Annotated in this window: 5 protein-coding genes; 1 reads left to right on the top strand and 4 read right to left on the bottom strand. The window is 66.5% G+C overall.

Annotated features, from left to right (window positions below):
• Positions 1 to 1,069: 1,069 nt before the first annotated feature.
• The 4 genes from F7D09_RS11570 to F7D09_RS10590 form a co-directional block, all read right to left on the bottom strand.
• The gene (locus F7D09_RS11570) at positions 1,070 to 2,635 is read right to left on the bottom strand and encodes a hypothetical protein (RefSeq protein WP_226836281.1); all 1,566 of its coding nucleotides are present in this window, start codon (positions 2,633 to 2,635) and stop codon (positions 1,070 to 1,072) included.
• The gene (locus F7D09_RS10600) at positions 2,628 to 5,537 is read right to left on the bottom strand and encodes an FIVAR domain-containing protein (RefSeq protein ID WP_152235456.1); all 2,910 of its coding nucleotides are present in this window, start codon (positions 5,535 to 5,537) and stop codon (positions 2,628 to 2,630) included. The genes F7D09_RS11570 and F7D09_RS10600 overlap by 8 nt, the downstream gene beginning before the upstream one ends.
• A 604-nt stretch (positions 5,538 to 6,141) precedes the next feature.
• The gene (locus tag F7D09_RS10595) at positions 6,142 to 6,522 is read right to left on the bottom strand and encodes a hypothetical protein (protein ID WP_152235455.1); all 381 of its coding nucleotides are present in this window, start codon (positions 6,520 to 6,522) and stop codon (positions 6,142 to 6,144) included.
• Between the two features lie 6 nt (positions 6,523 to 6,528).
• Positions 6,529 to 6,957 carry a winged helix-turn-helix domain-containing protein gene (locus F7D09_RS10590; protein WP_152235454.1) on the bottom strand — a complete coding sequence of 143 codons (429 nt, stop codon included), beginning with the start codon at positions 6,955 to 6,957 and terminating at the stop codon, positions 6,529 to 6,531.
• Between the two features lie 493 nt (positions 6,958 to 7,450).
• On the opposite strand from F7D09_RS10590, the gene F7D09_RS10585 reads away from it, so the two are divergent.
• Positions 7,451 to 11,851, top strand: coding sequence for a S8 family serine peptidase (locus F7D09_RS10585; protein WP_152235453.1), 4,401 nt, complete (start codon positions 7,451 to 7,453; stop codon positions 11,849 to 11,851).
• Positions 11,852 to 12,237 lie beyond the last annotated feature (386 nt).

Raw genomic sequence — 12,237 nt, 5'->3', positions numbered from 1 at the left:
GGGTTGGCCGGGGCGGCAAGGGTTGGCGGGGGCGGCAGCCCCCTGGTTCCGGTTCGTACTCCTGATGTAGGTAGGCCCGTTTCAGCGGGTTGAAATGGGCCTACATCAGGAGTAACCGGCTCGAACTCCGGAATCAGGCCCGTTTCTAAGGGCAGAAACGGGCCTAGAACCGGAGTACACCGGGTGCAGGCGATAATCAGCGCCCGGAATCGGGCCACTCGTCCGCGGAGGAACCGGCGGAACCACCAGAATCACCAGTATCCAGGCTTTCGGAGAGACAGGACCATACGTAGACCGAGTGGATCGGATACCGGTCGGGGCGACACCCGGCGCTAATGCCCTCGTATTTGCACCACAGGGCTTTGGCTTCGCGTTGCAAGTCGATGTACTCGGCGCATTGCCTGCCCCGCAAGCACTCCCCCTGCACATTATCTGCGCAAGCGCAGTCACTCTTTCACCGACGTCCGGCGACGCTCTTGCCTTAGAAGGGGTCACGAACGCAAGCGGACTCCTGATCTGAAAGAGGACCAGCCGATAAAGACCGTCCAACGTTCCGATATCCGAACCTATACCTTATATATATGGCGTCCATTATGTCGTGTCGACAGTGGCCGTTGCCAGATTGGCCTCGAAAACAGCCTATTCCGGAGTAGGCGGGCATCGGGGCAGATATACCGCTCATATACCGCGGCTCAGGGGCCGCAAAACGGCTTGATTCCGCCACCAGATGCTAGGCTTCCACCGCCGATACCGGGGGCCATGCCCGCCTACTCCGGAATGCACCCCAAAACAGGCCGTTCCCACCGCCGCGACCCGGCGCCCGCCACCCCGACTCCGGGTTTTCTCCCATTCCCAAGCCCCCAAATGGGAGAAAACCCGGAATTGGCCACACCGACTCCCGAATCACTCCCATTCCAGACCTCGGAAACGGGAGAAAACCGGGAGTAGAACCGCAACGGGCATCCAGTCAAACCCGGCAGACCACCAAACCAGCACCACGCCCACCAAAAGGGGGCCGGCGGGAACGAATCCCGCCGGCCCCCGATCCACGGAAAACCCGCTCAGCCCATCACAGCGTGAACTGCTTGGTCGCCGTCTCGCCCGTGGTGGTCAGATCCGAACCGGTGGCCTTCAGTGACGCCACCGCGCTCACCGTGTGCGAACCCGCGGCCAGCGCTTTGGACAGTTTCACCGACCAGGCGCCGCCGTTGCGGACGATGGCCGTATACGACTTGCCGTCCACGGTCACCGCGACCTTCGCGCCGGTGGCCGCGTCGACCGTGCCGGAGATACGATCGGCGGTCAGCGCTCCGAAGGCCGGCTGGCCGACGTGGATGGCCAGGTTGAAGGTGTGGCCGAACAGCTTTTCGGCGTTCTTGTCGCCTGCGACGACCGCGTAGCCGCCCGCCACCGCGTCGTCCTTGGAGGCGTCGTCGCAGCTGCCCATGTTGCCGTAGGAGTCCACGCCGAGCGCGTAGTTGCCGGACACGATCGCGCCACCGGAGTCGCCGCTGAGCATGCATGCGGTGAACTGGAAGCCGTACACGTCGGTCTGCGTGCCGTTGTCGTTGATCTGCTCGGTCACGCCGGTCTTGGTGATGACGCCGCACGTCCAGCCGCTGGTGGAGCCGGACTTGCAGGCGGGTGCGCCGATGGTGGCGTCGGTGGCGTCGTAGACGTCGACCGGCGTGCCGTCGTCCTGCGAGTAGAGGCCTTCGCCCTTGCCCGCCGCCACGTCCTTGCCGTCGGCGCCCCACGTGGAGACCTGCGGCGTGGCCGTGTACTTGCCGGCTTCGAGGTTGAGCAGTCCGGCGTCGTTACCATCGCCAAGGTAGCCTTGCGCGGCGTAGCCGGCGGTCTGCTGGGCGTCCTCGGGACCCCACTGGCGGTCGAGGTAGTTGGCCGGCACGGCGTAGTTCATCGCGGGGATCGCCACGTTCGTGTCGTCGCTGGCCACGCAGTGCCCTGCGGTCAGGTCGACGGGGCGGCCGAGGCCGTCGGTGCCGGCGAATCCTGCAGAGCAGCGGGCGAGCGCGCCGGAGACGGAGATCATGTAGCCGGTGCCGCCGAGGAGCTTGCCGTCTGACAGGCCGCTCATGAGCTTGAGCGACTTCTTGGCGTACGACTTGACCTTGCCGGCCTGACGGTCCACCCAGTACGTGCGGGTGGAGTCCGCGGCCTGCTTGGCTGCGGCTTCGTCGCCCAGCGGATCGCTGGTGGACGACTGTGCGCCGGCGAGCGTGGCCTTCTGCGCAGTGGTGGCGTCGGCGGCGATGACGTGCAACGTGCCGTCGCGGTCGATCCATGACGTCTTGACGCCGCCGCCGAGCGACTTGACGGTCGCGGCAGCCTGGCGTCCGGCGTCGGCGAGCGCCAGATACTGTGCGCCGCTGAGCTTGAGGTCCTTGGATATGGCCTTGGTCAGTCCGGTGCCGAGCTTCTTGGCCGCGGCCGTGTAGGCGTCCGGCTTCGGCGCGGCGTAGGCGACCACGCCGGTCATGTCGGGCTGGCTGCCGCTGCCGAGGACGCTCATGACGCCGGAGGCGGTGGCGATGGCGAGGCCGGCAGCGAGCACGGCGACGCCGATTCTTCTCGTGCGTGACAGCTTGGCGTCACGCGTTGGGGATTCACTCATCGAAATGTCCTTTCTCATCTGCCATGCGTCCGATCATGCGAGGCGCGCGCTTGGAGGATGCGGCGCGGGCGGTCTTGGCCAGCATGGCCGCGCCGGCGAGCGCCAGCAGGATGCCGACGGTCATGAGCGAGACCGACGCGCCGGTCTTGCCGAGCTGCTGGCCGTTGCCGGCGATGCCGGGACCGTTGCCGCTGGCCGAGCCGTTGCCCGCGCCTGCCCCGCCGGCGTTGCCGCCGCCGTTCGAGCCGCCGTTGGACCCGCCGCCATTGGACCCGCCGCCATTGTGGTTGCCGCCATTGTGGTTGCCGCTGTTGCCGCTCTTGGCGGCCAGCGCCTCGATGGCGTCGTTGAGGTTGCCCCATGCGGTGTTGACCTTGGCCTGCGAGGTGGAGGCGGCGTTGTCGAGCACGTCCTTCGCCGCGTTCAGCGCGGTGGCGAGCGTCGCCCACGAATCGGCCGTGTAGTCGGACTCCCTGAGCGAGCCGGCCTGCTTGACCAGCTGCTGCAGCGCGGTCGTGTCGACGCCGGCCGTCTTGGTGCCGGTCACGGCGAACTTGGTCTCGCCGTAGTGGAAGTCGGACGTGTCGGCGCGCAGCGTCCATGTGCCGGCGGGCGCGGCGTCGGTGTCCCACTTCCAGGTGTCGGCGATGTTGCCGTCGCGGTCGGCCTGCAGTGTCGCGGCGAGGAGCTTGGTGCCGTCGGGCAGGATGAGCCGCACGTCGGTCCATTGGAAGGCGTCGAGTCCGGTGCCGTTGACCGTCAGTCCCTTGTCGTGCAGTTCGTCCTGGGTGTACGAGTCGGCGGGGAGGCTGAGGGTGATGGTGGGCTGGATCTTCTCGTCGGTGACGGTGTATGTGGCCGACTTCTTGGCGTGGTCGTCGTCGCCGGTGTACCAGGTGATTGTGTACGTGCCGCGTGCCACCGCGTCCGGGTTCGACGTGACGAGCTTGTTTTCCATGTGACCCTGGTCGTCGAGGACGATTGGCCGCGAGATGTTGACGTTGCCGCTCGGACCGGTCACCACGAGGGTGCCGCCGGAGCCGGGCTTGAAGCCGGAGACGGTGAACGACAGGCCTTTCTTGTAGTAGTCCTCGGGGCTGATCTGCGTCTGAGCGACCTTGACGTCACCGTAGGCGGCTTCCGGCGAATCGTCGGTGACGTGGAACTTGATCGAGGCGTTGATGGAGCTGTCCCAGCCGTCGGCGACGACCAGCGTGTAGTAGCCGGGCGAAATCGCGTTGCCGTATCCGGCCAAGTCGGCGAACCGGTCGATGCCCTTCCAAGCGGAGCCGTCCTCCTCGAAGGTGCCGTCCTCGCCGACGCGGCGGCCGTAGATCTGGATCTGGTTGCCGGTCGGCGTGGTCAGGTAGTTCATGATGCCGTCGAGCGGCACGTAGCCGCTCGCCTTGTAGGTGATGAGCCCTTCGGCGAGCATCTCGGTCTGGGTCATCTGCACGACGCCGTTCTTGTCGGCGTGCTTGGCGAGCTCGCCGGTCAGTTCGATCTTCGGGTCGATGACGGCCGAATCCTTATAGACTTCGAGCGTGTCCTCGACGTAGCCGCTCTTCGCGCCCACGATCTTGAACGTCCAGGTGCCGATAGTCATGTCGAGCGAGGTGTCGCCGAACATCGTGCCCCATTCGCCCTTGTCGTTGGTGTAGGGCAGCGGATCGGCGAACGTCCAGCCGGTGACCGGGTCGACGAAGAACACCTCGACGTTCTCCTTGGGCTGCAGGCCGGTCACGCTCAGCTGCACGCCACGCGGCACGGCCAGCTGGGAGACGCGCTTCGGGTTGATGGTGAACTTCACCTTGCTGGTGTCGGCCGGCGTGTTGACGGCGTCCTTGAAGTCGTCCGGGGTCTCCACGACCGTGTAGTCGCCGACCGTGGCGCCGGACTTCTCGCCGATGACGATGAACTGGTACTGGCCGGTGAGGGTGAAGCGCGTCTGCGCAATCAGGCTTGCGGAGATCGTGCCGTTGTCGTCGGCGGTCTCGTTGCCGATGGTCTGGGTGTCGCCCATCGAGGTGACCAGGTATTCGGTCACCTTCTCCTTGGGCTGCAGGTTGGAGATCGTGTACTTGAGTCCGGTGCCGCCGTGCCACAGGTTCTGCTGGGTGATGGTCGGCGTGGCGAACTCGACCTTGGTCGCGCCCTGTTCGATCGCCTTCGGCGCGTCGGTGATCGTGTACTTTTCGGTGGCGACGCGGCCGGACTTGTAGCCGACGAGCTTAATCGTGTAGTCACCCTGCCGCGCGTAGGTGGCGTCGAGGTAGCTGACCGTGTGGATGAAGCGGCCTTGGTTGTCGGCGTAGGCGGCGAAGCTGGAGGTCATGCTGTACAGCGGATCGCCGGGGCCGGCGACCTGGAAGCTGATGGCCTCGCCGGGCAGGAACCCGGTGCCTTGGATGGCGATGCCGCGGCGGGTGAGCAGCTGCTGGTGCGTGACCTGCTGCGGGTAGAGCGTGAGCTTGGCGGTCGTGGTGTCCTTTTCGGTCGGCGTCCATGCGAAGATCCGCTGGTCGTCGTTGTTCGACTGTGTGTTCGACTGTGTGGTCGACGTCACCTTGCCGAAGTCTCTGAGGGTGATGTCGCTGCCGAGCGTCTTGACGCCCAGCTTGGCCAAGTCGACGGCGTTCTTGTCGTTCTTCAGTGTGTCGGTGGTTCCCACCGCCGGCGTGCCGTAGGTCTTCACCGGATCCTTGGCCTTGCCCTTGAGGCTGGCGAGGATGGCGTCGCCGTCCTTGCCGTCTTTCGTCGCGGAGGCGGCGGTGGATGCGGTCGCGCTCGCAGCCGCGGTCGGCTGGGCCACGGCGATCGAGACCCCCGTTCCGAAGCCGCCCAGTCCGATGACGAGTGCGCACAGGCCCCCGATCATCCTGCTCGTTGCTTGTCTGCCCATACGATAGGCTCCTTTCTTTCCCGGTTCGTCCGCCTTGTGCGCCTTCACGGCGTATCGCGGATGAAACAGTGACGTCATGGTATGAAACGAACCGGTGACGGGAGCATCGTCGTGTTACGTGAGCGTTACCACTCTGAAAGGGTGCGCGGCGACGGTGCCGTTTCCCCTGATAATCCGGCATGGGCGAACTGAAACGAAATCTTGCCGGCCGTCCGCGATATGAAACGTTACGATAGCGGCAGCGTGGCGATGACCGCCGCGCGGGCCGCACTCCCAGTACGGGACGGGCGGGCCTCCGGCATCCTGTAAATGTGGTTGCGGGTGACGCTCCCCCAGTCTTCGCTTCGCTCAGCCAGCTCCCTCCACCGAGGGGGGCCAAGACAGCGGGATAGCCGCCAGCAAGTGACTGACCCGTTCCTCGGCCCCCTCGGCGGACGGTGGAGGGCCGAGCCGTCAAGCAAACGTCGGTGGCGTTTGTAGGTGAGGCGCGAGCGACAGCGAGCCAGTATTGAGTCGGCCGAAGGCCGTCCTTTTCTCGGCCCCCTCGGTGGAGGGGGCTGTCAGCCGCAGGCTGACTGGGGGAGCGTCACCCGCGACCGCATCTCTACTCGTGCACGTCGTCGGGCAGCACCGACCATTCGTAGACCACGTTTTCGGCGTAGTCCTTGGGGTCGCGGCCCTGGCTCAGGGCCTCGTAATGCCGCCAGACCGCGCGCACCTCCTCCTGCATGTGCACCCGCTCGTCATGGGTGAGCGCCAGATTGCCCGTGGAGAACATCGTGTACGACTCGTCGGCGGCCGGTTTGTCGGCGACCGGCTTTCCGGAGCCCTCCGCACCGGCCGCCCCGGAGCTACCGGCAGTCGCCTCGATCTGCCGTTCGATGCGCCGTCGCAACGGTTCGATCACTGAATCGAGCAGCCGCTCGCGAGCCTGGTCGTCCGGCTCGCGGCTGATGACGAGGTTGTATCGTTTCGCGCTCGGCATCCACGGTCATTCGCGCCCATCACCCCACTGGGCGACGCGGTGCACGATGCCGACCTTCTCGAGCTGGCGCAAATGGTAGCTCATCGCGCTGGGCGAGACGCCGACCACGCGGGCGATCGCGCTGGCGGTCATCGGCGTCATGCACTGGTACATGACGTCCAGCGCCGCATAGCGCACCGGGTGCGAGATGACCCGTCGCACGTGGCGGTCGCGCACATAAAACACGTCGGGCAGCCGGTCGTACAACGTCGAGCCGCGCGATCCGCCGGACGCGCTCTCCCCCGAATCCCCCGAGCCGCCGTCCAGGCCATGCCCCGCGTCACGCCGCGTGCCTGTCGCCGCGGCGCCCCCGACCCGCCGGACGCAGCCGTCATTCGCCGGCACCGCACCCTCATGCTCATCGAACGGCGCATCACCCCACACGAATTCGGCCACGGCCCCTCCTCGATCCGGCGCTTTCACCCTGTCTCACGTTGTTGACTGCGGTTTCGCGTTACGAACATGTAAAAAACCTGAAAGCCCTTGCCGGTATCCTTCACATCCGCAGCCGCGAAAACGCTGTAACCACAATGTACTTCGACACGGCCAGCTTTTAAAACGATTTCTCATACAATCGCACGAAACCTGTCACGACCGCCGGTCCAAGCCGCAACTTCCCTCCTCACACAACACCGCCGTCGCACAGCCGCAAACCGCTGGAAATCCGCCACAAACAGGACTTCCCATCACCGCCGCGCCAACAGACGAACAAACCTGCCGCAACGTATCACAACGTGGAACATACAACGCACGAAACAATCTCATATCTAGAATGCAAGCGTTTATGGTGACGGGTCCGTGCACGCTCACACCCGCGAGACATCAACCCTGCCCCGCGCTTGCCGTCAAGCGCACACCGCCGCCTGACATTCCTCGAAAAAGGAGAAGCATGAAGCAGAAAACATGGGCAAAGTGGGTGGCCCTCGCCGCCTGCGCCGCCATGGCGGCCCCTGTGGCGGCCACCGCGTCGGCTGCCACCAACACCGCCTCGTCCGGCTTCGGTCAGGGCGTGATGTCATCCCGGCTCACCAAAGCGAACGGCACCAAGCTTGTATTCATCCAGACCGTCGGCCGCAGCGGCCTTGAGGTCAGCGGCCTGAAGGGCACGTCGACCAAGGCCCGCCTGCAGATGAAGTCCGCCGCGGTCGCCGCCGCCAACAAGGCGGCCGCCACCGCCAACGGCGTCTTCGACCAGCTCAAGAAGCTCGACCCGAGCGCCAAGCGCGTGTACACCACCAGCTACACCGTCCCCGGAGTGGCCGTGTACGCCGACTCCGCCGCGCTGCGCACGCTCGCCGAGCGCAACGCCAACGTCGTCAAGATCAGCCCGATCACCCTCAAGACGGCCACCACCGCGAGCACCGCGGACACGACCGCCGCCAACGCGAAGCCGGCCAACGCCGACAACGACGCGCTGACCCGCGCGCTGAGCGCGTGGACGCAGACCGGCAAGACCGGCAAGGGCGTCAACATCGCGATCATGGACACCGGCCTCGACTACACGCACGCCGACTTCGGCGGTCCCGGCACCACTGCGGCCTACCAGGAGGCGCTGAACTCCAAGACCGTGCCCGCAGGCACCTATGATTCCGCCAAGTTCCTTGGCGGCACCGACCTCGCCGGCACCGACTACTACCCGAACGACAACGTGCACACCACGCCTGATCCGGATTCCAACCCGATCGACGGCGAGGGCGGCCACCACGGCACCCACGTCGCGGGCACCGCGGCCGGCTACGGCGTCACCAAGGACGGCAAGTCCGCCAAGGACGTCGACTACACGAAGCTGTCCGAAGCCGACGTGCGCTCGATGACCATCGCCCCCGGCTCCGCGCCGCAGGCGGGCATCTACTCCGTCAAGGTCTTCGGCGACAACGGCGGCTCCACCGGCCTGGTGGGCGCCGGCCTCGACTGGGTTGCCGAGAACCTCGCCAAGGGCGAGAAGATCGATATCCTCTCCATGTCGCTCGGCGGCGGCTACGGCACGCCGGACGACCCGGACACCGCCAAGGTGGACGCGCTGACCAAGCAGGGCGTGCTCTCCGTGGTCGCGGCCGGCAACGACGGCGACTACACGGACATCATGGGCAGCCCGGCCACCGCGCCGAGCTCGCTCGCCGTGGCCGCAAGCCAGTCCGGCGGCACGCTGCAGGACTCCATCACCGCGACCGCCCCGTCCGACATCGCCGACACCAAGCTGCCCGGCCAGTACTCGCAGAACTACACGAAGCTCGAGGACTTCTCCGTGACCGGCAAGGTCGTCAAGGTGACCGACCCTGACAACCTCAACGGCTGCTCCGCCTACTCCGACGCCGATGCCGCCGCCGTCAAGGGCAACATCGCGTGGGTCGAGTGGGATGACGCGAACGTGGCCTGCGGCTCCGGCACGCGCTTCAACAACGCCGAGAAGGCCGGCGCCGTCGGCATCATCTTCGCCTCGCAGTCCAAGATGCCGTCCGCCGGCATCGCCGGAAACGCCGACATCCCCGGCTTCCAGGTGACCGCGCCCGGCGTCGAGAAGATCCAGAAGGCGCTTGACGCCGGCACGCTGGAGGTCAAGCTCTCCTCCGACCAGCGCATGAGCATGCCGGTCAACTACGCCGACGAACTGTCCGATACGGTCGCCGACTTCACGTCGCGTGGTCTGCACGGCTCCGCTGACGGCACTGTCAAGCCTGATGTGGCCGCCCCCGGCGTCGGCATCGTCTCCGCGTCCGCCGGCACCGGCACCAAGCCCGAGGTCATGAGCGGCACCTCCATGGCGACCCCGCTCACCTCCGGCGTCGCCGCGCTGACGTTCGAAGCGCACCCGGGCTGGACGCCCGAGCAGGTCAAGGCCGCGGTGATGAACACCGCCGACCATGACGTGACGATCTCCAAGAACGGCACCGCCATGAGCCCGATCCGCGTGGGCACCGGCCGCATCGACGCACTCAACGCCGTGAACAACCCGGTCACCGTCGCCGACAAGGACGACACGACCGCCGTCACCGGCCAGTTCGGCATCGTCCAGGTCCCGAAGGCCGGTTACAAGGCCACCAAGACCTTCACCGTCACCAACAACTCCGACAAGGCCGTCTCCTATGACGTCGCCTACCAGCCGCGCACCGAGACCCCGGGCGTCACCTACACGGTGAGCACCTCCAAGCTCGACGTGCCGGCCAACGGCTCCGCCACGTTCGATGTGACGCTTGACATCCCGGACCAGTCCGCGCTCAAGCACACGCGCGACACGACGCAGCCGGTCAAGAACCCGAGCCTGTCCACGCACAACACGAACTACGTGACCGACGCGAGCGGCATCGTCCGCCTCGCCCCGGTCTCCGGCTCCGACGCCACGTTCTCCGCGCTGCGTGTGGCCGTCTCCTCCGCGCCGCGTCCGGCTTCCGAGACCAAGTCCAGCATCACGCTCGACAAGGCCGGCTCCCGTGAGGGCACGCTGAAGATCACCGGCGACGGCTTCACCGGCTCCGGCGAGAACTCCTACACCTCCGAGGTCGTGCCGATGCAGCTGCTGGCCGAGGACCCGGCCGGCGACGAGGCAAGCTCCGCCGAGACCGCGCGTTCCGCCGCGGCCGGCGACATCCGCGCCTTCGGCTACACGACGACCGCCCGTCAGGTCTCCGACCCATCCCAGGCGTACCTGGTGTTCGGCCTGCAGACCTCCAAGACGTGGTCCCGTCTCGGCAACAACTTCATCCCTGACGTGCTCCTCGACACGAACGGTGACGGCCAGACCGATTACGAGGTCGCCGTCAGCACTGCCGAGCCGATCTCCGGCAAGTCCACCGGAACCGACGCCGTGTGGGTCGAGACCATCGACGAGCAGACCGGCAATGTGGTCGACTCCGAGCCGCTGCCTGATTCGGTGATCGCCGACTCCAACGTCGTCGTGCTGCCGACCAAGCTCTCCGCCATCGGCGTCACCTCGAGCGCGCAGACCAAGAAGATCACCGCCCGGCCGATCATCCTGTCGTCCACCGCGGCGAACGTCTCCAGCTCGTCCATCGCCGATTACACCGACGGCGTGCAGTTCGACGCTCTCAACCCGTACTTGTGGTACGGCGATGAGGGCCAGTCCGGCTCCGGCACCTACACCTACGCCGACAAGAACGGCACCACCGTGGCCGCCCACCTCGGCGCCGGTCCGAACGCGCTCAAGGCCCAGGGCCTGATCCTGCACCTCAACGGCGTCGATCCGGTCAAGTCCACCGACGAGACCGACAACATCGACATCCAGGACGTCACCGCTCCGGCCGAGGTCGACAAGACCAAGCTGCAGACGCTGGTCGACACCGCCAAGCAGCTTAAGGAGTCCGACTACACGGCCGACTCGTGGGCCGCCCTCAAGACCGCGCTTGACGCGGCCGAGAAGACGCTCGCCGACGAGAACGCCACGCAGGATGACGTCGACGCCGCCGCCACCGCGCTTCAGACCGCCATCGACGGCCTGAAGAAGGCCGAGCCGGCCGTCGACAAGTCCAAGCTGCAGGCCCTGGTCGACTCGACCAAGGTCTACAAGCAGTCCGACTACACCGGCAACTCCTGGGCCGCGTTCCAGGCCGCGCTGAAGTCCGCGAACGACGTGCTCGGCAACGACAAGGCCACGCAGGCCGAGGTCGACGCCGCGTACGACGCGCTGACCAAGGCGATCGACGGTCTGGTCAAGGCCGCCGACAAGACCAAGCTGCAGACGCTGGTCGACACCGCCAAGCAGCTCAAGGAGTCCGACTACACGGCCGACTCGTGGAAGACCTTCGCCGACGCGCTGAAGAACGCCGAGGATGTCCTCGGCAACGACGGCGCCACCCAGGCCGAGGTCGACGCCGCGGCCACCAAGCTGCAGACCGCGATCGACGGCCTGAAGAAGCCCACGCCGCAGCTTGACACGACCAAGCTCACCGCGCTGGTCGACTCCGCGAAGGCCATCAAGAACGACGGCTACACCAAGGCCTCCTGGGCCGCGCTCCAGAAGGCGCTCAAGTCCGCCGAAGGCGTGCTCACCGACAAGAACGCCACGCAGGAGCAGGTCAACGCCGCGTACGCCGCGCTGACCGCCGCCGTCGACGGTCTGGCCAAGGAGCCCGCGCCGCAGCCGAAGCCGCAGCCCGGCACCGCCAAGCCCGGCTCGGGCAACGGTGCCGGCGCGCCGTCCCAGTCCGGCAGCAACGGCAAGGGCAACGGTCTGGGCAAGACCGGCGCCGCCGTCGAGTCCGTGGCCGCGTTCGCGCTGCTCGCCGTCATCGCCGGCGCCGGCGTCATGGTGACCCGTCGCAAGATGAGCCGCTGAGCCGGATCGCCGGCCGATTATCGATGAGATAACCGGCCGGCGATAGGCACTGATCCAAGGGGTCCTGTCTGCAGATCGCAGGCAGGACCCTTTTCGTATATCTCGGTCCCGCCGGCCCCGCGGGTCCCGTTGCCTCGCGCGGGTCCCGCTAGTCCCGCGCGGGTCCCGCTAGTCCCGCCGCCCTGCGCCAGTCCCGATCCGCTCCCGCTCCTCGTCCTCCTCCCCCAGTTCCGCAAGATACACAATGTGCAACTTACGGAATAAATGTAATCAAATCGTGATGAAAACCGCTTGATTGTGCACCTTGAGGCGCACAATCCGCGGCCCTGATTCCCGAAGATGCACATTGTGTATCTTCGGGAATCGGATAGCACCCCGGCCCCGAC

The sequence above is a fragment of the Bifidobacterium leontopitheci genome (assembly GCF_009193355.1).
GTDB classification, from domain to species: domain Bacteria; phylum Actinomycetota; class Actinomycetes; order Actinomycetales; family Bifidobacteriaceae; genus Bifidobacterium; species Bifidobacterium leontopitheci.
This window is presented reverse-complemented; position numbering and strand designations above follow the sequence as displayed.

Bases quoted from the DNA above. Each gene is read 5' to 3' on its own strand.
- F7D09_RS11570 (WP_226836281.1), bottom strand. From the start codon at position 2,635: ATGAGTGAATCCCCAACGCGTGACGCCAAGCTGTCACGCACGAGAAGA.
- F7D09_RS10600 (WP_152235456.1), bottom strand. From the start codon at position 5,537: ATGGGCAGACAAGCAACGAGCAGGATGATCGGGGGCCTGTGCGCACTC.
- F7D09_RS10595 (WP_152235455.1), bottom strand. From the start codon at position 6,522: ATGCCGAGCGCGAAACGATACAACCTCGTCATCAGCCGCGAGCCGGAC.
- F7D09_RS10585 (WP_152235453.1), top strand. From the start codon at position 7,451: ATGAAGCAGAAAACATGGGCAAAGTGGGTGGCCCTCGCCGCCTGCGCC.